Source organism: Enterobacter sp. 03-F-07-AD-ECC, assembly GCF_047530935.1.
Taxonomy (GTDB): Bacteria; Pseudomonadota; Gammaproteobacteria; order Enterobacterales; family Enterobacteriaceae; genus Enterobacter; species Enterobacter cloacae.
Genome location: NZ_JBLKBZ010000028.1, coordinates 1 through 20880, shown reverse-complemented (window position 1 = coordinate 20880; position 20880 = coordinate 1). Strand labels below are relative to the sequence as shown.

The 20880-nt window shown below is 45.0% G+C and carries 32 protein-coding genes; all 32 read left to right on the top strand.

The features are described 5' to 3' along the window. Positions 1 to 107 precede the first annotated feature (107 nt). Complete coding sequence (locus ACMWKA_RS23200; protein WP_000645320.1) at positions 108 to 485, top strand: hypothetical protein; 378 nt, start codon at positions 108 to 110, stop codon at positions 483 to 485. 91 nt (positions 486 to 576) lie between these two features. Beyond that, positions 577 to 1005 carry a hypothetical protein gene (locus ACMWKA_RS23195; RefSeq protein ID WP_000069824.1) on the top strand — a complete coding sequence of 143 codons (429 nt, stop codon included), beginning with the start codon at positions 577 to 579 and terminating at the stop codon, positions 1003 to 1005. A 64-nt stretch (positions 1006 to 1069) separates the two neighbouring features. Further along, positions 1070 to 1327 carry a hypothetical protein gene (locus tag ACMWKA_RS23190; protein WP_001290639.1) on the top strand — a complete coding sequence of 86 codons (258 nt, stop codon included), beginning with the start codon at positions 1070 to 1072 and terminating at the stop codon, positions 1325 to 1327. 155 nt (positions 1328 to 1482) lie between these two features. Further along, a complete protein-coding gene (locus ACMWKA_RS23185) occupies positions 1483 to 2091 on the top strand; it encodes a hypothetical protein (protein WP_000833775.1) in 609 nt (202 codons plus the stop codon). 170 nt (positions 2092 to 2261) lie between these two features. Then, complete coding sequence (locus tag ACMWKA_RS23180) at positions 2262 to 3512, top strand: site-specific DNA-methyltransferase (RefSeq protein ID WP_000104393.1); 1251 nt, start codon at positions 2262 to 2264, stop codon at positions 3510 to 3512. Between the two features lie 294 nt (positions 3513 to 3806). After that, positions 3807 to 4127, top strand: a complete 321-nt coding sequence (locus ACMWKA_RS23175; RefSeq protein ID WP_000834113.1) for a hypothetical protein — start codon at positions 3807 to 3809, stop codon at positions 4125 to 4127. Positions 4128 to 4369: 242 nt separating this feature from the next. Then, positions 4370 to 4696 (top strand): hypothetical protein, encoded by a 327-nt coding sequence (locus ACMWKA_RS23170; protein WP_000556022.1) that lies wholly within the window; start codon positions 4370 to 4372, stop codon positions 4694 to 4696. 65 nt (positions 4697 to 4761) lie between these two features. Further along, positions 4762 to 5019 carry a hypothetical protein gene (locus ACMWKA_RS23165; RefSeq protein ID WP_001052325.1) on the top strand — a complete coding sequence of 86 codons (258 nt, stop codon included), beginning with the start codon at positions 4762 to 4764 and terminating at the stop codon, positions 5017 to 5019. A gap of 229 nt (positions 5020 to 5248) precedes the next feature. Next, the gene (locus tag ACMWKA_RS23160; RefSeq protein ID WP_000774871.1) at positions 5249 to 6040 is read left to right on the top strand and encodes a hypothetical protein; all 792 of its coding nucleotides are present in this window, start codon (positions 5249 to 5251) and stop codon (positions 6038 to 6040) included. 50 nt (positions 6041 to 6090) lie between these two features. Next, positions 6091 to 6540: a hypothetical protein gene (locus ACMWKA_RS23155; protein ID WP_000182312.1), complete on the top strand. Its 450-nt coding sequence runs from the start codon at positions 6091 to 6093 to the stop codon at positions 6538 to 6540. A gap of 165 nt (positions 6541 to 6705) precedes the next feature. Then, a complete protein-coding gene (locus ACMWKA_RS23150; protein WP_000469469.1) occupies positions 6706 to 9090 on the top strand; it encodes a phosphoadenosine phosphosulfate reductase family protein in 2385 nt (794 codons plus the stop codon). A 249-nt stretch (positions 9091 to 9339) separates the two neighbouring features. Next, entirely contained in the window at positions 9340 to 9579 is a 240-nt protein-coding gene (locus ACMWKA_RS23145) for a hypothetical protein (RefSeq protein WP_001180999.1), read from the top strand. Positions 9580 to 9641: 62 nt separating this feature from the next. Then, entirely contained in the window at positions 9642 to 9953 is a 312-nt protein-coding gene (locus ACMWKA_RS23140; protein ID WP_000172888.1) for a hypothetical protein, read from the top strand. After that, positions 9950 to 10144 (top strand): hypothetical protein, encoded by a 195-nt coding sequence (locus ACMWKA_RS23135; protein ID WP_000159617.1) that lies wholly within the window; start codon positions 9950 to 9952, stop codon positions 10142 to 10144. The genes ACMWKA_RS23140 and ACMWKA_RS23135 overlap by 4 nt, the downstream gene beginning before the upstream one ends. 54 nt (positions 10145 to 10198) lie before the next feature. Continuing rightward, positions 10199 to 10732: an HNH endonuclease gene (locus ACMWKA_RS23130; RefSeq protein WP_000241452.1), complete on the top strand. Its 534-nt coding sequence runs from the start codon at positions 10199 to 10201 to the stop codon at positions 10730 to 10732. A gap of 110 nt (positions 10733 to 10842) precedes the next feature. Beyond that, positions 10843 to 11454, top strand: coding sequence for a DUF6012 family protein (locus tag ACMWKA_RS23125; RefSeq protein ID WP_001371923.1), 612 nt, complete (start codon positions 10843 to 10845; stop codon positions 11452 to 11454). 76 nt (positions 11455 to 11530) lie between these two features. Then, a complete protein-coding gene (locus tag ACMWKA_RS23120) occupies positions 11531 to 11662 on the top strand; it encodes a hypothetical protein (RefSeq protein WP_001371936.1) in 132 nt (43 codons plus the stop codon). Positions 11663 to 12024: 362 nt separating this feature from the next. Next, positions 12025 to 12834, top strand: a complete 810-nt coding sequence (locus tag ACMWKA_RS23115) for a toxic anion resistance protein (protein ID WP_000368643.1) — start codon at positions 12025 to 12027, stop codon at positions 12832 to 12834. Continuing rightward, entirely contained in the window at positions 12831 to 13943 is a 1113-nt protein-coding gene (locus tag ACMWKA_RS23110) for a toxic anion resistance protein (protein WP_000609386.1), read from the top strand. The genes ACMWKA_RS23115 and ACMWKA_RS23110 overlap by 4 nt, the downstream gene beginning before the upstream one ends. Then, a complete protein-coding gene (locus ACMWKA_RS23105) occupies positions 13933 to 14826 on the top strand; it encodes a hypothetical protein (protein WP_000252081.1) in 894 nt (297 codons plus the stop codon). The genes ACMWKA_RS23110 and ACMWKA_RS23105 overlap by 11 nt, the downstream gene beginning before the upstream one ends. Before the next feature lie 174 nt (positions 14827 to 15000). Continuing rightward, positions 15001 to 15228: a hypothetical protein gene (locus ACMWKA_RS23100; RefSeq protein WP_000336109.1), complete on the top strand. Its 228-nt coding sequence runs from the start codon at positions 15001 to 15003 to the stop codon at positions 15226 to 15228. A gap of 178 nt (positions 15229 to 15406) precedes the next feature. After that, the gene (locus tag ACMWKA_RS23095; protein WP_000071366.1) at positions 15407 to 15727 is read left to right on the top strand and encodes a hypothetical protein; all 321 of its coding nucleotides are present in this window, start codon (positions 15407 to 15409) and stop codon (positions 15725 to 15727) included. A gap of 516 nt (positions 15728 to 16243) precedes the next feature. Beyond that, positions 16244 to 16555: a DUF957 domain-containing protein gene (locus ACMWKA_RS23090; RefSeq protein WP_001165367.1), complete on the top strand. Its 312-nt coding sequence runs from the start codon at positions 16244 to 16246 to the stop codon at positions 16553 to 16555. A 4-nt stretch (positions 16556 to 16559) separates the two neighbouring features. Continuing rightward, positions 16560 to 17051, top strand: a complete 492-nt coding sequence (locus ACMWKA_RS23085) for a DUF3085 domain-containing protein (RefSeq protein WP_001371932.1) — start codon at positions 16560 to 16562, stop codon at positions 17049 to 17051. A 552-nt stretch (positions 17052 to 17603) separates the two neighbouring features. Beyond that, positions 17604 to 17807, top strand: a complete 204-nt coding sequence (locus ACMWKA_RS23080; RefSeq protein ID WP_000781547.1) for a hypothetical protein — start codon at positions 17604 to 17606, stop codon at positions 17805 to 17807. Between the two features lie 54 nt (positions 17808 to 17861). Further along, on the top strand, positions 17862 to 18086 hold the full coding sequence (locus ACMWKA_RS23075) for a hypothetical protein (protein WP_000551490.1): 225 nt from the start codon (positions 17862 to 17864) through the stop codon (positions 18084 to 18086). A gap of 39 nt (positions 18087 to 18125) precedes the next feature. Further along, positions 18126 to 18326 (top strand): hypothetical protein, encoded by a 201-nt coding sequence (locus ACMWKA_RS23070; protein ID WP_000814953.1) that lies wholly within the window; start codon positions 18126 to 18128, stop codon positions 18324 to 18326. A 222-nt stretch (positions 18327 to 18548) separates the two neighbouring features. Next, positions 18549 to 18860 (top strand): hypothetical protein, encoded by a 312-nt coding sequence (locus ACMWKA_RS23065; RefSeq protein ID WP_000633161.1) that lies wholly within the window; start codon positions 18549 to 18551, stop codon positions 18858 to 18860. Positions 18861 to 18913: 53 nt separating this feature from the next. Then, complete coding sequence (locus ACMWKA_RS23060; protein WP_000802040.1) at positions 18914 to 19090, top strand: hypothetical protein; 177 nt, start codon at positions 18914 to 18916, stop codon at positions 19088 to 19090. Positions 19091 to 19235: 145 nt separating this feature from the next. Further along, complete coding sequence (locus ACMWKA_RS23055) at positions 19236 to 19517, top strand: hypothetical protein (RefSeq protein ID WP_000703842.1); 282 nt, start codon at positions 19236 to 19238, stop codon at positions 19515 to 19517. 216 nt (positions 19518 to 19733) lie between these two features. Continuing rightward, positions 19734 to 20339: a hypothetical protein gene (locus ACMWKA_RS23050; RefSeq protein WP_000137794.1), complete on the top strand. Its 606-nt coding sequence runs from the start codon at positions 19734 to 19736 to the stop codon at positions 20337 to 20339. Positions 20340 to 20670: 331 nt separating this feature from the next. Beyond that, positions 20671 to 20880 (top strand): helix-turn-helix domain-containing protein (locus ACMWKA_RS23045; protein ID WP_134392722.1); only part of this gene is annotated, 210 nt, incomplete at its 3' end.

Below are 20880 nucleotides of genomic sequence, written 5' to 3'. Positions count from 1 at the left end.
GTGTTCAATTCTAATTAAAGGTGGTATTTTTTTTGAAAGTTTGCTGGGAGGTTATTAGCTGGGGGGATGGGTAACAGTATAATAAGTACAGATGAAAAGGAGGTTTTATGAAAGCGTTAGACGTGGTTTCAACTCAACTCAACTTTATTAATCTGTTGGATCAGGCAGGATATGCTCTTTCAGAAATTGTTGTAAAACGCTTCAGTGCTGCACCAGCCTTTAACGAAGGGCACTGGTTGTTCATTGCAGAGCAGGATAACCGCTACATTGAAGTGGTCTGTATTCTCTCTTTAGCTTCAGAAAGCGGAGAGCAGCATATTGATGTTTTTATTAATATGTTCGAAGACCCGATTGATGATGTTATTTCACGAAACATTGAAACCAAAACCTTTGCGACGCTTTATAAATACATTGAACGTATACCTTTTACTCCGGGTGTAAAGAAAGAATTCTTGAGCAGTATTGAGAACATCAATTTTAGTTAATCAAAAACCACAACTTTTTGCCACCAAGTTATTAGGTAATGCTATCAACCTGATATAATTACCTTAACATGAATATGAGCGGAGCCGGGTTATGTCTAATAATACTGAAGTCATTAGCTGTGATTTATTTTCAACTCTATCTTCACTTAATTTTAGCACCGAGGATATTACAGGTTTGACTCCGGCCAACTTTCGAAAGGGAGCTTTCTTACATGCAAAAATTTCTGCTAGCCAGGCCACGCGAGCGACTGATATTTCCATTCAATTACTCACGGATCGTGTTTCAGGTGAAATGAACTACGTAATAGTAATTGGCAGGCACGAAGGACTCCTGCAAAGCGAAGCAATTGACCCAAACGCTGATAAGCAATACCGGGAAAACCGTTATTCTCGCCATTTTATCTCAGTAACCGATGCCAATACCAAAGCCCTGAAAAAAACCTGCAAGGTAATGAAAACATATATCAAAGAGCAGGCATTTAAGCCTAACACCTGGGGGCACAGTTTCATTAAGGGTTGATTTATTCTTGCCCCGGTGAGCCGGGGCAACGCTAAATTAACCTCAAACTGTGCTGGAGGCACAAATGTCTGAAAAACACTTTATCGTTAAAATCCAGAACCGAAACGGCGACCATGAGAATAGCTATGTTCGGTTACTCGTCAGCGATTGTGAGAAAAATGCTTGCCAGACGGCACTCATTTCAGAGTGCCATGGCGAGCTTGAACAGCTGAGTTTTGAAGACGGTGGGGTTTACGACTACAACGGCGAAAATCACTACAGTGTCAGGAGCTGCGTGGAGGTTGCTCCAGAAGACGTTGCAACTTTGCAACGCTTCCTTTAACACCTGCGACATTTGATTAAATATCGGGCGTCCGCTACAGGATGCCCGTGATTTAAACGATTCCTCAAAGATCGCTGTCACTCCTGATAACTGTATTAAGAGCAGGTTTGTGATAGGTTCAGCGTAACAACATTACTGGAATTTTGGTTGCCTTGATGAAGAGCTGCTTTTCTGATTTACCCGTTAAAGACGGCACGTCCGGAACCTGGAAACTGGACACATTCGAAATTACCGCAGATAAGGCGATGAGCCTCGCCCTTCGTGCCGAGTATACAGGTAATACAGACGAGTTTATCCCGCCCGGTAGATATCGGCGTTTGTCCAACGGCTGGGATGTGGTGATGTCCAATACCCCGATGGAGATCAGAACCTGCCAGGATTTTTTAGAGCGAGCCACCGGGCGCGTGCTCATTAATGGTCTTGGTCTGGGGATGGTGCTTCACGCCATTCTTCAAAAAGAAGATGTAACCCATGTAACAGTAATTGAAAAAGAACAGGACGTTATTAACCTCGTTGCGGCCTCGTTTGCAAACGATCCTCGCGTTGAAATTATCCATGCTGATGCAATGATGTATTGCCCACCAGCAGGCGTCACGTACAACGCATGCTGGCACGACATATGGCCAGACTTCGCAACAGCTAACCTCTCACAGATGGATAAGCTGGAAATTAAGTACCGGGACATCTGTGAATGGCAGGGCTCGTGGGGCAGGGAGGAGTGTGAGCAAAAGCACATTGAGTTTCAAAATCTTGGGGCTGATTGAGTACAACTTTTGAAGGTGTCTCCGCTAAAGAAGACTGGGTCTCTTTGCGCATGCCCAGCTGTGCTGCATGACCTGACAAAGCCTATAAATAAACAGATCGGTTTGATTTAGTAATCCCCCTTCCAACCATCAGGCCGATATTTAAACTGCATCTCCATTAAGGATGGCTGATGAGCACGATTTCTACGGATTTAATTGCACGGATCTACGCAGCCTCCGAATTGCCGTTGAGCAACGACGAGCTTTATCGCGAAGTGCAGCGTGAAACTGGCATGTCGGATGCCGAATTGCACGAACTGAAAGAATTTGGGTCAGATAAAACCAGAACCAGCGGCGTCAAACACAAAGTACGCTGGTTTCAGCAGACTCTTCGGCAGGCCGGAGTCATCGAACGCGTTCCAGAAAAACGGGGCGTCTGGAGATACTCCTCTAAGACGAAAACAAACCTACACGAGTCATGGGAAAAGCTCTGTGTTGTCGGTTTCTCAACTTCTCTTGGGGCATCGGTTTTTGGAAACGCCTATGCCTTCTTCAGCAATATCACAGAGCAAATTCATCTTTGCCTGACCTCGCCGCCTTACCTCCTTCGAAATTCAAGAGACTACGGGCATGGCGGGGGGCGTGGCGAGCAGGTTTATATTGACTGGCTTCTGCGTATCCTCGAACCGATCGTGAAACAGCTTGTACCCGGCGCAAGTGTGGCATTGAATATCACTCAAGATAGCTTTAATAGGGGCAGGCCTTCACGTTCTCTGTATCTGGAGCGTCTGACACTGGCATTATGTGACAAGCTGGGGCTTGAGCTCATGGACAGGCTTCAGTGGGTGAATCGCAGTAAGCCCCCATCGCCAACGCACTGGGCATGTAAGCAACGAGTGCAGCTCTGCTCATCGTATGAGCCTGTGCTGTGGTTTACCAATGATGCGAGTAAGGTTCGTTCAAACAACTTACGTGTACTGCAACCGCATTCAGAGCAGCATCTTAAATTGCAGGCAGCAGGCGGTGAAAATCGCACGACCTTTTATGGTGATGGGGCGTACCAGCTTAAAAGCGGATCCTTTGGAAATAAAACAGAAGGAACGATCCCCAAAAATACTTTGTTTTACGGCAATAGCTGCGCTGATACGAGATTTTGCCATTCCATTGCCCGCGAGCTAGGTTTTCCGCTGCATGGTGCAACGTCTCCTACCAGGCTTGCAGCGTTTCTGATTGAGTTTTTGACAGAGCCGGGAGATCTTGTTGTAGATCCCTTCGCTGGCCTGCATAAAGTTCCCATCGCAGCCGAGCGACTTGGCAGACGTTGGCTGGCGACGGACAAAATCATGGAATGGCTGGCGATTTCCCGAAACCTTTTTACGGCCGCACCGGGATATAAGAGTAACCCCATGCTGGACGAGCTCGCCGAACTGTATCGGGCTTAATGCAAGTTAACGGTTTTGATAAAGTGGTTTGAAGCGACAAGCGGTTTATTCATTTTGCATTGTTTCTACCATAAAATGACAATATTAACGGCTTAGCATACGCCGCAGAGATAATTAGGGTGCCATTCATTTCCGGTTGTCTGTATTAACGAGTGTATTCAATATTCACTTGTTTCTCCGATATAGACCCAACAAAAAAAACTGATGGTTGTGATACAGAACTTGTTGAATTAACATCCGGTACATTAACTATATTGGTAATTTAGACGGTTTCTAAATTAAAGGTGGACAGATATGAAGTCAGATACAGAAATGGTTTCTCCTATCGAGTTGCACATTGGCGATCATGTCCAGCGGCATGGTGCTTTATTTGAGGTTATGCATATTGTTGAATCCGAATGCGATATTCCCGGCGGCATCCGGGTAGCAGCATGCATTTCACGGGTTATCGGTGACGTTACGGGCAATATTCCTCGTGGTTGGCTGGAAACACCGAAGCGTATGGCTGAGCGAGGAGTTAAGTGGGCGACGAGTCTGCCTGAGGGGCTTTACTTTAACATCCAGGGGAACGCACATGCGAAAGTAAGCCGGGTTATTCGTAATGTGACTAATTGAAACTTTTTTCTGAATTGCGGTGTAAAAGTTACTTTTCACCGCATCGTTTTCCCTAACTACTAAATCAGAGCTTCTCTGAAATAAGCGGATTTAACCGCTAGCGATTTATTCAGGCCATTTTATTCTAATCATTATCCTACACTTCAAAAATATTCATTATTTTTTCTTCTGACCTATTAGCCAGAATTCTCGATTCGGTATCATTTACTTACGGTAAATCTTTTGAAAACGAGGTAAATGGCATGCATTCTCAGGATCCTATCACGAAATTAACCCAGACGTTGCAACGCGACGATGGTTCTCAGGTTCGTATTGTAGCGCAGCGGGGATATGGAAGTGGGCTTACAGCCTCGCTTGATGTGTACGTTCTCCGTCGTGATTCCTCTGAAAGCAACTGGTCACTGTGCGGAAAAGATCCTCACCCAGAGTGGAGAAAGATGTCAGTAGATGAGTATCAGAAATTTGGACGCTCTGAAATGCTGCGTTATGCCACACCAGGTGAAATTCTCAGGGTGGCATCCGCTATTGGCCAGCCAATGAGCTTCCTCGATGGCAACCCTGCGTTTTAGCCCGAACCCTGGCGACGCCTTTTAAACCGGCGTCATTCTTTTTACGAGCAACAGACGGAGAAAAAATGAATCTGAACGAACGAAGCACGAGCGCAGCAACGCCAGATTTGAGCCGACTTTATCTCATTTCCGGGCGCATTATGTTTGATGATGATGATCAGGCCTACCTGGTCGAAGCCGACTCCCCTGGTGATGCAGAGGAGGCTTTCCGGCATCATATTGCTGACAGTGCCGACGACTTAGAAAAGGTGATTATAGTTTCCTCTACAAGTTTCGCTTCAGCTCACAGCAGTCGCGTAATTTGTCGGCCTGCCGTGAAGTAATTTCAACTTCCAATGATATTTCCCTCTTTATAAAAGCCGCCGTCTGGCGGTTTTTATTTGCAAAAATGAATATTAATCCTGAATGATATTAATTTAAGATGAGGTAGTGTTCATATTCTTCTTCTTAATATTTTTTCTAAAAAAACGCCTTCAGGTTATTAGTTGGTATTAGTGTATTTGTTATGATCTTCTCATCAAATACATTAATTAAATAATCAAGGAGTCAACTGTGGCAGATAATTATACTCAGGCGTCGTTTATTATTCCCTGCACTCAGGAGCAGGCAAAAATGGCACAAGAAGCAATCACATTCGTTACCGAAGCAGAAATTGCAGAAGGTGAGCGTTTGCTTGATAAGCCACTGACAGATTGTTCTCTGACTGAGAAGCTGATCCTCAGTATTATCGAGAACCACCCTGAGTATGACCCTTCTGAGCCGAGCTTTGGGCAACCATCCTGCCCAGACTGCAATTATGAACTGTTGTTCGCAACAGAAGTTACCAGCAGTGGGCTGGCAGTTTTTCATGGAGAGACCATTGATCTTGACCATGCAATTTGCCTCACAACTGCCGTGCTGTCGGTATTCGACCTCTCGGAAATGGTAACAATTACTGCTGCATTTACATGCAGTAAAAGCCGGACAGATGAATTTGGGGGTATGACTATTCTGGTCACAAAGGATACCCACTATTACCAGGATGGCTGTCAGTTTTCTCGTCTCATGAATGAGGCTCACAAAGCCGGTATCCAGTATGCTCTGTGTAAAGTGACGCATTACCACGGTGAGAGCAGCTATGTGGCAAGCTATGTCCTGAGCTGCGACGTAGCGGATTCAGCCCAGGAGGTCGTTAACAAACGACTGAAGGCATGTGCCGGAAAAGAGCCAGAAGACGGAATCTATATTCTGTGTGAAGAAGACAACACTAGTCTTTCGGTCGAACTCGTTACAGAACTGTCTCCGCTCGATTACGACAAGCTGAGCAAGCTTCTCCCTTCCCTTGACACCCTTTGCGGCGCTTAAGCCTGCCAATTACCGTAGCCACCGGTTTCCCCGGTGGCCTGGAGCCTGCCATGACCAATAAATTCATAGTTTCTACCGTTGATTGTATCAATGAATTTGCAAGTGACGTTCCGCAGAGTGTTTCCTTACGGATAGATACAATGCTTGAACAGCGTATCCGCAAATTGGCGGCATACGTGAAAGAAAACGATCTTCATTTAACTGAGTTTTACTTCTATGACGCTAACTGGTCATTTTGTGGTGAAGATGAAATTCAAGAAATAAAAGACATGGATGAATATAAGCATAGCGACAGCATAAAGCAGGAAGCGATGCTGCGGGAAGTAATGCCATCAGCACGTACGGAATGCCCGGTTATTAGGGTGATGAAAGATTCATTTCAGCTTTCAGCTCTACCACGCCATTGTGGTGATGACATGACTCTTAACACTCCTTTTATTCCGCTGTCTGAGTTGAAAACAAATAATACGGCATTTATTACGCCGCCAACCTATAACTAATAGCTGTGCCGGGTGATTAAATTACAATGGATTATTTTTATATATATTGACATTAAATCCGCGTGATTTTGATTTAATATAATTTCGCTAAATGGTTGCGCTGTAGTTATTTTAAAGTTCTAATAATATCAGTGATGCAGCATATACCGTGGTTCAGGAAAATATATGTTTATTGAAAAAAGCGACTCATTCCTTGAATTATCCTCAGAAGTTATTTTTCCTGAGGCGGCTAATGCTGCCATTTTGAAACATGATAAATGGGCGGATGTTTGGGAGACCCTGACAACCGATGCCGATCTGAACTATACCGATGAAAAGGAGACTGTGAGTCTTTCTTCTCTGGTCATGTCAGCCACATCTGCTATTTATCAGGCTATTACGGACGGCTGGACAATGTGCGTGGGATACAGTGGCGGCAAAGACTCCCATTCTCTTCTGCACCTGTTTCTGATGGCATTGATCAGGGCAGTACGTAACGGCACAAATATCAGCGAACATCATTTCATTCAGATGTCCGATACGCTGATCGAAAACCCTGAGATGCACTATCAGGCTTCACAGGTTCTCAACCAGCTCAGAATGTTCATTGCTGAACACCAGCTACCGGTCACAGTCCTTGTCGCCCGACCGTCTCTTACGCAGAGCTGGGTCGGCCGCATTCTGACTGGGCGCGGACTTCCGACCTGGACTAATTCTTCTACCCGACAGTGCTCAACCGACTACAAAATCGCGCCCCTGCGCCAGGCCAAAGCTCGTTACCTGAAAAACGCCCCGGCATCCGTTCGAAGCAGGGTATGCCTGATGCTGGGCTCCAGGGATGATGAAAGTGCCCGAAGGGCCGGAAATATCCTCAAAATGGGAGGGCAGGCGAGGAAAGTAACCCTGACTGAGCACGGTGGTGAACTCTATCCGGTAAAGGAGTGGCGCACTCAGGACATCTGGTCTTTTCTGATGGCCTGTGGTTCCGAATCACGCTTCCCTTTACCAAGCTTTATGCCGGATAACTTCAGCCTGGCAACGCTTTATAAAGACGCCACCGGGGAGTGTATCTGGTCGCCGGAGAAACCCACTCGAACATCAGCTTGTGGGGCTCGATATGGGTGCTCGCTTTGCACAGCAGTAGGGGTTGACCATTCAATGGAAACGCTCCTTCGAACTGACCCGGAGAAATACGGTTATCAGGCTGGCCTGAGTCGTCTTCAGCGATTTCTTTCTAAGATCCAGTACGACTGGAGCCTGCGGGATTATATCGGTCGTAAAGTGTTCGAAGGCGGATATGTGCGTCTTCAACCCAATATCTTTTCTTCGTCCCTGACTGAACGTCTTTTTCATGCCTGTTGCAGCCTTGATTATGTTGAAGCAAGACGTGCGGCAGAGCATCGCAGAAAGCTACTTTCCGGCGAGGTTGACGATACGGCTTATAACCGTCGTATGGCTGAGCCACAATTTCGGCTTGTACAGGAAGCAAACGTGATCCACGTTGATTTCCTCTGGTCGTTGCACTGTTTCAACCCTCGCCCGTTTCGGGCAATTGAGATCTATCGCAGGGTCTGGGAAGAGGCCGATCTGGACCTTCTTGAGGATGAGCCTGACATGCAGCCTGTGCCCCGTACACCAATGCCAGCTCCACTCTGGATGAAACTGCCCGGAGGCCGGTTCGGTACAGCTTATGATGGACTGACTGATACGTTGCCGCTGATGACCTATTTTGACGGGCAGGCTGACCCCAGGGCTTCACGTAGCCTAAAGACCGGAGAGAGCAGTTCTGTCGTCGTGGCATTCGAGGAAGAGGATGAGCTGACTGTTGAAGAAGATACGGCGTCCTGGATTATCTGGCATGAATACGACGGGTTACGCCAGCGCATCGCTGACGGTGAGTTTACTCCAACGACTGCTGCTCAGTATCTTCTTCGTTATGGCGCGGTCCGAATTTCAAAAGGCAAGGGCGCTGTCTATCATCGTCTCGCACAACGGGGACAAACCTTTTCCCGCCTGGGGATAGGCGACAGAGTGTCGCTTCCAGAGCTGGTTGCCAGTCGGCGTTTTAAAATACTCAGTGATTCTGCATACCGTCAGGTTGTAGCCCGGAAATTGCGTGGACAGATAAAAAAGTTCAGATTCTGGGCATGCGTAGCTGCCTGTGTTCAGTTGCACGTACACAACAAGACGGCACTCGGAGAAAGAATTTTAACGTTACTCGAAGGTGAGAGGGAACAGCAACAAGGTGCGATCCAGGCGAAGCTGAAGGCGGGAATGATGGATGCAGTTCTAACTCTGTGTAACCAGCGACTCCGGGTGAAAGAAAATACTAACCAGCCAGAGGAGTTCCGCTATTACCGTGCCGTAAGAGCTCGTTTCATGCGCCATTTATCTGAATGCCTTAAGCCAGAAAATGGCGGCGTTATCCGTGACGTTATCTGGGAACTGAGGGTGCTGAGCAGTGCTCACGGTACGACCAAAACAGGTTTTTACTATGTCGATAGCAATCGCCCGACAGCGAAAGGACTGTTAAACCGCCTTCTGATGAGGATGGTCAAGCAGGTCGTATAAGCGTCTGAAACGCGAAACACACGAAAATGGAGGGGTTATACAAAAAAAACTTAGCTTTGATCGTGATGTAATGTGGACATCATGTCCAAGCGTTGCTGCATCCAGAAAAGTAACTTTAATCCTGTTGATACAGCCCTTGCATTACCTGTTTACGCATAGCGTGGAAACGTTCTAATTAAACCAGACGAATATAAATTTAAATTAATTCACTCACCCCCGGAATCGGGGAACTAAACAAAAGGATCATCAATGCAAAATCAAAATACACCCGCTCAGGAAAAACACACCGTATACCTTTTTAATGCCGAACATGCTGACAAGACAGCCGCCAAGCAAGCCGGGAAACTCTTCACGCTGGACATTGAACACCCAATGACCCTCAACGATCTCTCGCTGCTGTGTGAGTCGGTCGCGGACGCTGTGGGAGCACCTGGCGGAATTAAATATGAAATCACAACAGAGCCTAATGGGGTTCAGGAGGAATACTGAATCAGTGTGGTGTGAGTCCATTTTAATTTGACGTTTCATGAGTTCTATCGAGAGGCTGAAGTATGACTTTGAAAATGGAAAGTTCCCGGACTTCCAAGCCTGAGGGGCCATTTGTATTAATCACTTTTGAGGGGGACGAATTTCTTTTTGATGACAGACATAATGTCGTCAAGATAAATGGCAGGCCTAAAAAAATGGATGTAAAGCGAAATTATTTTGAGTCCGATCTGGGAGAAGGGAAAGCGAAATACTGGACTTTAAATATCGAAGAGGCTCATCGGTTCAATTCGATTGATGAAGCGACAGAACAACTTTGTAAACTGAGTCGCCCTCATCTGATCAAAATTCGCAAAGTTGAGGGGGTATCTGAATGACCAAAGAGATGTTTTTACGCATTTTAAATGAGGCACAGGCTCGTGTGGATAACGATTCGCTTCCGCTTGATGTTCGTATCCGGTCACGCACCACGGTAAATGATTGCGTCATCCGGGCAGATAAAGAGGGGTGGCCTATTGAGTATAAACAGAAGGTCTGGGTAGATGCAGTCAGTGGCTGTTATCTTTAGCGGTTACTTAAGCCAGTTCCTGTGCCCGTGAGCTTAGTAAAGGCGGAAAATGATATGGTCAAGGTGATAAATATCAACGGGAATTTAGTTGAATTACCTGAGCCCTCAGCAAAGTTATCCAAAGCTGAATCACCTGATGGTAGGTTCTCAAAACCTAAAAATAAGATCTCTAAAATACAGCGAGCTGAGCTGCGAATGAAATTTGGGGGGCGTTGTGCCTATTGTGGTTGCAAGCTTCCTGAAAAAGGGTGGCATGCCGATCATGTTGAGCCTGTTCGACGCGACTTTGAACTGGTGAGAGCCCCTGTCGGCAGCGGCGTAACTCATGTTGCCCGAAGTACGGGTAAGGTTATGCACCCTGAACTGCATGCTATAGAAAACTTATTTCCATCATGCGCCCCCTGCAACCTTTTTAAAGGAGCTTTTAGTGTTGAAGGAATGAGAAAAGAAATTACCAAACAGGTTGAACGGGCTCGCGCATATAGCGTGAATTTCCGTACCGCAGAACGTTTTGGGTTGCTTCATATTGTAGAAAAACCGGTCGTCTTCTGGTTTGAGCAGTATAACGAACAGAAACAAAACGAATAATTTCTGTGAAACATAAAAGAAGTTAATCAGCAGTGGTTTACTAATTAAAGAGTGATTTAAATATTTTGATGCTGCTGAGGAGCTGCCTGGTATATCCTTCAAAGGAGAAAATGATGTATCTGCATCTTGTGCCCCGTATTCTTCACCATATGAAAAACAAGTGTACTCTCGTGTCAGTTTCTGTACCTGAATTGTCACTTGAGCTTAAAGCTGATTCGCTGGTGGCAATGAAACCTTATCCCAACAAGTCCTACCACGTTGTCATGTTGAAGGGGCGACGTGCATTAAATGGCTTTCTGGTAAAAAGCCCACGGACTTTAACTGAGTTCACAATGATAACAATCTGGGAAATTGAAGGCTTTGGAAAAATTAGTCATACCGTAAAAACGCTCGTTCAGGACAAAGACTATGACTTGGTCTCCCATGATGTCCTTTTGGCACATGCATACCATCAGAGGGAGGAAGAATTGGGGTACCGTGTACATCCATCCTATGACAGTCTAGCTCCCGTCGATTTTGAACCAACAATGCAGTCAAGGTACATAAAGGAATCCGATCTTTCCCACGACGTATGGGAAACCTATTCATGGGGGGAATTGCTGCGTTCGCGTGAAGAGACATTTCTGGCGATGACCATGTCATCTGCTCGTTTAAGCCATCCAGCATTCATCAGAGGAAACCGACTTCCTCAAACTGACCAGGCCATCATTATCAGTTCGTAACGACCTTTTATTCTTTTTGATGCCAGGCGAGTCTCCTTTTGCCTGGCCACTTTGATTTATTGCCTGGGAGTAACCTATGGATGAGCAAGATATTCTCCGCGTTATAAACGGCCGTGAGATTGATGCTTCTGACCTCCTGGAAGAAGCTATGCCGAACGCAGCCCGACGCTTTTATCGTTTAACTAACAGCATGAACAAATTGCTTTAGGAGGTCAGGGAGCACTTTCCTGACGCGATGTATTACTCTGCCAGCGGAACGGTAAGCCTGCTGTTGGGGAGCAGCCACGACAACAATGACCATCCGGTTAGAGAAATGGTCGCTGTAAGGTCACCAGATCTAAACATTGAAGGCGGTGATTGGTAGGTCAAGCAGGGGATCTATGTGCACTTCATGTCCTAACTTCATCCAGTGCTGAATTCAGTGCACAGACAGTAGGGGACTTCTCCTTTAATCAGAATGGCAAAGGGTTACGTGAGGATCAGATTCTATTTTTTTGCCTCGAAAACGGATAAACCCAGGTTTTGGCGCTTTAACCGAAAAATCAGCAGAACGGTAAATGATAGGCTGTCATGGATAACCATTTTGAGGCAAAAATGAACGTTTCAACTGACAGCAGCAACATATCGATAGCAGAACTCAAAGAAGAATTTATACCCGGTCTTCTGCTTAATGCTGGGGCAATAAGCCATTACGGCGACTCGGCTTTATCTTCGAAGGCTATGGATAAGTATTCAAATCTTCTGGAGAAAGACGCAGTTACCGCTTTATCAGGAGCCTTGAACCGTATCGTAAGTGCCTTAGCGGAGGCAGATCCACGTTCTATCAGTAGCAATCCATCCTGGTTTTCCCGCTTTACGGGCAAACACCTTGAAAAGCGCGTTCGTTACCAACACGCACGTGAGAAGGTGGAAAATCTTATTAATGAGGGGAACGGATATCTGACACATGTGAATGAGACGCTACTGGCTTTAGAAGAGCTGCTTGAAACATATGTGTCAGAAATCAAACGCCTTAAAATTTTTATCCAGGCAGGCCATGAGTTCCTTAGGGATTCTACCGAAGAAAAAAATAGTGACGATCTAAGCCTTGTCTTCGATAAACCGAGGGAAAGATTTGCCAGACGTTTAGCTAACCTGGCAACACTGCTTGCGTCTCATGAAATGGCCGCCATGCAGATGGAAATCACTCGCGGGACTTGTATAGATATTGCTGACCGCTTTAACGAAACTATAAAAGTCCTGGTTCCAGTATGGCGGCAACACACACTTTCGCTGTTATCAGTAAATAACACTGACCCTACGATTGTTAGAAAAGCTAATCAGGCCCACGAGGCTCTTCTAAAAAGCCTGCGACAAAATTTAGAGGGATTCCAAAAATGATTAATAATTTGACCACCAAAACTGAGGTTGTTGCTTTTACTTTGACTTCCGCTGAACTGGAAAAGTTCGGGCTGAATGAGCAAGATGAACAAGAGATTAAAGCCGTCGCGGAATGCATTAATGCCGATGATCCAGGAACAGTTTATCGTTTTGGCCGGGCAATGGGGGAAAACACTGCTAATTATGCGGATAGCCTGCTTGAGCAAATTCGCAATAAAGATTTAGACGAAGCCGGGAGCAAATTAACTGAAATTATCAACCTTGCAAGAAATGTAAACATCTCGAACTTAACTGAAAGTCGTTCAAATCTGCCAGTTATTGGCCCTTTGTTGGATAAAATCCGCACCCGTGGGAAGAATTTCGCCGCACAGTTTGAATCAACTCGTGAACAAATCGATGCTCTGGTTTCAGAGGTTTCAGTTACACAGAATAGCCTCGGTTCTAATAATATTTCGCTCCAGCAAATGTTTGATGAAGTCGTTAAAGAACACCACTTAACAGGTGTACATATTGCTGCCGGTAAATTAAGGCTGGGAGAATTACAATTAAAAGCAGAAAATCTCAGAGCTAATGTTGGTAACAATCCTGCTAAGTTCCAGGAAGTATCTGATCTGGATACGCTAATTGCTAATTTAGAAAAACGTATTGGCGATTTAGTTGTTTCTCAGCAGTCTGCTATGCAAGTATTGCCAATGGTACGGATTATACAGGCAAATAACCAAAGTCTTATCGACAAGTTTCATAGCGTCAAAGAGGTTACTGTCCCTAATTTCAAGCGTCAGTTTCTGTTAGCCATTTCTCTAAATGGACAGCGTAACGCTGTAAATCTTGCCAATGATATCGATAATGCCAACAATGAGTTACTCCGTAGTAATGCAAAATTACTGCATCGCAATGCAGTAGAAACTATGAAAGCAAACCAACGGCTGGTTATTGATATAAGCACCCTTAAAGAGGTGCAGGATACGCTTATCCAGACGGTTGGCGATGTTGTTAAAATCCAGAGAGAAGGGGCTATTAAGCTCAGGGAAACAGAAAAACAGGTTCTTGCCATGCGTGAGAATTTGCGCACCCGACTGACACAAAAAGGGGTAGATCATGGTGCGTAACCTTAAGAGTAGTGACGATTTTTCCCGTGAACTGTCATTTCTTTTTCACCGGTCTATAAAGATTAGAAATTCAGGTTTCGCGATATTTGGTGCGGGCCTGCTGATAATGATTTTTGGTCTTTGCTTGTGGTTGCTGTCATTACACCTCTCACCTTCAGTTCTGGACTTTGATATTGATGTGCCCTTGTCATTCTTCAATTCATCTGAAGGTGAAGATAAGTTAGTGGTTTCGGATTTTGGCGATGCATTTGGAGGCTTCCTAACTACATATTCTAAGTTGCTATTAGGGATTATGGGGCTATTAGTAGTTTCTTCAACTGCCTTTAAAATTTTAAAGGGGGAGGAAATAGGTGAGATATTCCCGATGCTTCTAATTGCTGGCGCTTTTCTTATCGGCTTGTCAGTTTTTACATCTGCTTTAGGTTCGGAAGAGACTGATGCCACTTCAGCTTCGACTGTAAAGGTTATCAAGAAATATGTAAAACATGAAAAATACGATAAACTTGTCGCATATTTAAATGATAGTAATTGGCCCTCAGGCGAAGAGGTATCTGTAAACTATTTAAAGGCGCAACTACATATAAAACTCGGCAAGCCAGATGTGAAGTTAACACAGAATGTTGTTAGGGCGTATATGTCTGGTGTATTACAGTCAAATATTCCCGTGAAAGTTCGTTATGCATTGGAAAAGACAGCTTTAGATAAATCCGTCTCACCACTTGCGATTCGTTATGAGCAAAAACGTATGTCTAAATCACATACCTTTTCAAAAGCGTCGGTTAATTGTCTTAAAGTAGGTAGTCCCGTCGCATTCGTTGGCGTTTTGTTCGCTCTTCTTGGTATAAAAATCAGGCGGCGAGTCAGATTCTTAGAATCAAATTGAATGAAAGCCCGGTACGCTGGGCTTTTTTATTCAGTAACTTTTATCAAATATGTAGTAATTTACCGGAATCTGCTTCTCCAGCTTGTTAGCTGAAAAGCTTACTCAAGTATAATAATCTACTTCTGATTATGTTTTTTATGGTTTTATTTTTACACAACTTATTAAGGATACATGATGTGTAACTTTACTCCTGTTCAAATTATTGCTGATTATATACTGAGGTTTCTTAAAAATAATACTGATGCCAAGCTTTATGAGGCAATGCAGCGTCTTGAAAAGAAAATTGGTCAGTTTGTCGCTGATGGGGTTGATGAACATCAATTACGCTCTTCATTAAGCAAAGTCTGTCGATCTCGTTCCAGGGCGGCTCTTAAAGAGGAGTGTGAACAACTCATTCCATAAAAAGAACATCATACGGGAAAGTTACTTTAACGGTGAATGGCTCGCTTCTGGCGGTTTAAGTTGACGGCCATTCCTACCATAGCCATCATAAAGTATGATTAGCATTCGAGTGTGGCACTACTAATTTTAATGGGCTACGCATTCAGTCTCCACCTCTCTAACTATAAAGGTTCTTTTCATGTCCAATAGCTTCGATAAGCCGCAAACGCTCCCGGTACATAATTCTGATGCCGAACCCTTTTTTCCGAAAAACCTTGGTCCATTTATCGAGCAGGTATCCGGAAGGGATCTGGCAATGCTCACAGAATCAGAGAAGGAAAAACTTGCGCACCTGATCAGAACTGGGCGTAAATATGGAGTTTCTGTCGCTATCGTTCCTGATACAGATTCTGCTGAGCTTCATGAATTACTGTCTAATGCCGATTCCATTGAAAGGCAGTTTTCCATCTATGAACGCATCCAGACGAAGATTGCGTTCACGCGGTGTCAGGAAGCATAAACAAAGTGAGAAATACAACTACGTGGTATGACGTAGAACATATTGAAATCACCACAGGCGAGCGAGGCGGCAGGATATGGGTGCTGAAGCTCTCCTGTGGCCATACAGTATTTCGCCGAATACCTCCTATACGTCTTCATAACCTCACAGCTTTTTCTCTGCGGGAGCCCCCAGAAAAATGTCGGTGCTCTCTTTGCAATTCAAGTCCATAATAAAGCCTTTTTAAAGGCCACAAACTGCATATCACTGGATAAATCATCCTCTACAGCGTTCATTCTTAAACGCAAAATTTATATTTCATTCATTCTATTTTAAAAGCGTTATAAAAGACGGAATCCTATTTAGTCTGTTTGATGCTTAAATCATCTTCAGTGCCTTTTATCTTTTACCCAGCGACTTTAACATTAACCTGAGCAGAAAACTTGTTTTCAAACTAAGTTCGAAAACTTTCTGCTCAGGTTATTAGCCGGGTAAGCCACTTTGTTATATTTGTTTCATGTTAACAGAGGAGGCGATATGCAAATTGAAAAGGTGATGTCATTACTTGAAGTGCTTTCAAGCTGGCTTGAAGATAACATCAATATGGATTCTGAAATTATCTTTGATAATGACGAAGATAATACCAACTCAGAAATTCTGTATCCTGCTGTAGAAAAGGCTAATGCCGTTTTGCGCAAAATGGCATCTTTATCTTCAGATTCTGTTCATGCAATTCGACAGCGCTTGCAGCTTGCCGTAGAAGGCAAAGCTGAATTGTCCCTCAAGGATGTGGGAGAGCTTCTGCTGGCAACAAAGTATCTGATGTTGTCCACTGAAGAGGGAGAGTAAGCCTGTGACCACTCTCGTATTTGAAATGGCAGATATCAATAAACTGATCGAAGAAATTCGCACCGCAAAAACGTTTTCGGTCACCCCAGATCAGATCTATGACCCGGCATGCTATCCGGGGGGAGCCCTCCTTAACGCTGAGGGACAGACTGAAGAAGAGGCGCGTAAAGCTGGTAGGGTTTTCTTTCCCTCATCCTCAAAAATTGCCAGCACACATCTGGTGCCAAAAGTGCTTCTCGCGCACAGTCATGGTGTATACCTGATCACTAATGCTGAGCTTGAGGGCTCTCCCGCATCCCGCGATACTGTGGCTTACGCCCAGGGGATGAATCCAAAACTGGATGAGGACTGGGATTACGCTTGTGATGCCGCTTTGGGTGGGTCTGATTGTAGCTATACCATTCCCGTTGAGTGGCTGGAGTTAGCGGTAGAGCAGGGTTTTCAGGAGTTTCGACTTCGAATGAGTGAAACCAATATCAAACTTGTCAGCAAATAGTATGTCCTTGCTGTATCCAGTCAAACATTGTCCGCCAGTCGAGCTGCTGGCGGATTGTTTTATATAAGGCCGGGAAGGTATGTCAGGTTTAAGCAGTTCCGCCCAGAAGCTTACAAGGGCGCAGATTTACGTGTTAAGACGGATGGCATCCGGCACGATCTATGATATCTCTGGCAATTTCAGACGGGCCAGAGAACGGCGTACGTTTATGGGGAATCCTGATGATGTGACGTGCAGGAGCTCTCCGGTCCTGTTCCGGCTGGGCCTCGTGGAGTTATGCCAGCCAGTAAGGCATCTGGAGCCAGGTTTATACTATCGGCTCAAGTTGAGCTCCTCAGGGCATGAAGCTCTTAAGGCGAACGCACACCTCTAACATTTGAGATAGTTCGTTCGCAGCCAGGAAAGTAACTTTCATCTCAAGTGTGACCCTTACTACCTCATTTATGAGTAAAACCCCCCTCTGATATGTCGAAAATGCTCATTTATACGAAAATAGTTTCTCTTCAGGTGTGATGTAATTACTGAGAATTCTCCCTGAATGGAAGGCAACCGATGAAAATGTTTTTTACCCCTTATGTTCGTATCGTTTTCTATTTTTGCGCATTGATTTTTATTGTTTACAGTTTCAGTGATTTTTTCCAGGGCGTCCCTGACAGCACCTTCTTCAGTGCGGTCATCACGCTACTTGTTATCGGAACCATTGTTGCCCGGCATCTGGATCGCAAAAAATCTCTCAAATATACTTCACAGATTTAAGTTTCCACTCAGGCCACTCTCGGGTGGCTTTTATAATTTAATAAGGACCGGTTCATGCATAACCACGAAATTCAGACCATTGCTATATTTAGTGCCCAGTATAAAAACATCGAAGATGCTGAAAATGCAGGTGCTTTATATTCAGTAGATATTGAATATCCGATGACACTAAATGATTTATCGCGGCTTTGCGACTCTATTGCCGAAGCAGTAGGTGTGCCTGGCGGCGTCAAATACCAGTTCGTGTCCCAGCCGGAAGCGCATGAAACCAGCTTCTGATAACCAGTAACCAAACTGCCTAAAAGCAGGTGCAAAGCCATGAAACAAACAAAGTCTTCTATGTCACGTATTGTGCAGCTGTACGACGGGAGCCGATACGGAAACTGCGAGCAGGCTGATAACGAAGGAGAGCTTTTTACGGTGGTGTTGAATAAGCCTTCGCAGATCGATGACATCCGTAAAATCGTAGACACAACCGCCGAAGTACTTGGCAAAGCTTTGCCAGTACTCCTCTTTTAAAGCTTACATCCGTGAAGGATAATTACGGTCTTACTACTTTCAGTTTTTCATTCCAGTGCCGTCCATTTTAATTTATCGATTTTAAGCGGTCGGCGCTATTTCATTGTTTCTTTTCCGACTGTAATTCCTTATATATAGGAATATTTCAAAGAATTTATCTCAGGTTATTTGTGGCGTGGTGCCAGTTGTTATAATGATTCCACATAATCTGGAGAGTCAATCATGATCACATCTCTAATGAATTTCCGCGATTTAACCGGAGAGGCAGTCATCCAGGCGCGGCAATGCGTTATTAATGCTGAGATCGAAGCGGCCCGGGAAAAGGTAATTCATGCTCGTTCGTTATTCAAAGCGGGTATACATAATGTTGTAAACGGTAGTTCTGGCATTAAGGCTGCGGCAGCACATTTTCTGGTGATAAAACGTTTACAGACTGACACTCGGTATCTGGACGCGGTTATCACTGATAACCTTTGCATGTTTTCTCCTGAGGGTTATCTGTATCTGTTTATGCAACAACGTTATTTCCTATAAAACAATGGGTTAGGTAAGTATCTTTCCATTAAAAACATTAAAAAGGTGACTTGATGAAACCATTTGGACTTGCCGGAAAACCCCGGCCCGAACCTTGCGGCTGCTGCTGGTATACCCGTGAGGACTGCCCTTACGTCAGCGCAAAACAGATCTATCGCCGCAGGCAGCGCAAGGCAGAACGCCAGCGACAGCGCAGCACCATTGTGATGGCCGTTTCTGAATTTCGCTGACCTCTTCTGGAAATATCATTTTTTCTCCAGAAGAATTTTAAAATAAAGGGAAATCTTTTCACGGGTATCTGATGTTTATTGTTTATGGTAAATTGCGCCACATTAATTGTTTGTGGCGCAGTTCGTGATGGCTTAAGGATATAATATGAAAATCAGCCAGCTGGAATCCGGGATGCAGGTTTGGTCTGTAACCCGTACCAAAATGGGAAATACCACCATTTCAACGGTCATTGTCCACCCCGTTGTCATTATTGAAATTCATGATAACCATGTGATTGCTCGCTGGAACGGCAATGCACCACGTCGGTTTGGAGAAACGGCTATCAGGGGCTGGAAGAAGGAGAAGCCACTGCTTGTCCGTGAGCCTTTCGGAAATGTTCGTCTGGCCACCCGGGCTGAAAAAACCGCTATGCAGGAAAAAGAGTAATACCCCCTTTTAGCACCCACAATTTCACCGTCCATCTGCCTTTAACCTTGCCTGTTATTAACGGAATCCTTTCTGACTGGGCGGATCCCACGCATAACCTGAACTGTTGGCTAACCGTCTTACAGCCAAATTCCCTCCTTTATCTGGCAGGAGTGCGTCCGTGAGCTCTGTATGATCTACGTGTTTGTTAAGTAGAGCACATAACAGGAGTGGGGTATGACTGAATTAAATAAAAGCCCGTCCGGTTTTTCCGGAGCTGATGTCAGTAAAGAACAGGCTGCCATAAGGGCACTTGTAGAAAGAGTAGTGACCAACTATCGCAGCCGGACAGCACCTGATCGGGTTCAAAAGGCTTCGGTAGCGTTTAATGGGGGATTAATCCTGACCCTGATGCTGGCCTTGACGCTATTGGGCTACCTTGTGGCGGAATTGCTCAGGGGGTATGTTGCGGATAGTTCACCCTATGTGCCCGGTCTAAGTTATTCGCAATTTTCGATGCTTATGGTCGTTGAGCTGTGTCTATGCTTTCTTGCATGGTTTTTGGTTGTCACAGGGGACTATCCCCGGCCGTGGATATTTCAGGTAGTCCCGATGGAGCAGTACTGGTTCTTTGACGAAGTGGATGACGACGATCTTGCCCGGCTTTCCTGTAACCCTTACATCAAGCGCTGGCTACTTGATGAAATGTCCGGTATTCATCGACTGACCTACACGAGGCTGCATGATCGACTGGAGCGCATCTGTAATATTGCATCCCATCTCGAATACAGCCGTATTCAGGCACATAAGATTTCCCTAATCAACGGAAGCAGTGCCTCCTGATCCTACCATTGCATCCGGAAATTAAACGGGCAGGAACTGCACTGTATGTTCCGACCCAGCAGCTGCCCGTTACCCTTTTCTTTAGTATAAAATGACTTTCGCCGACAACCGGAAGTGAATCATGTCAAATAAATGAAAAATCAGTAATTTATGTAGGCGGGGTGTTTGGCTGATCAGGGCAGGGTGGTATAATAACGCTGGTGCTGGAGGCTTTTGCCCCAGCCAGCGGTAACACTGTTTGACTGTGGTAAAAGCAGAAAGCCCCGAGTAATTTTTCAATTAACTGTACTGCACCCATTTTGTTGGACGATGAAATGGAATAGTCCCTGATATGTCAAAGCCAAAATACCCCTTCGAAAAGCGCCTTGAAGTCGTGAATCACTACTTCACAACTGATGATGGTTACAGGATCATCTCTGCACGTTTTGGTGTGCCTCGAACACAGGTCAGGACGTGGGTTGCCCTCTATGAAAAACATGGAGAAAAAGGTTTAATTCCCAAACCTAAAGGCGTTAGTGCTGATCCAGAGTTGCGCATTAAG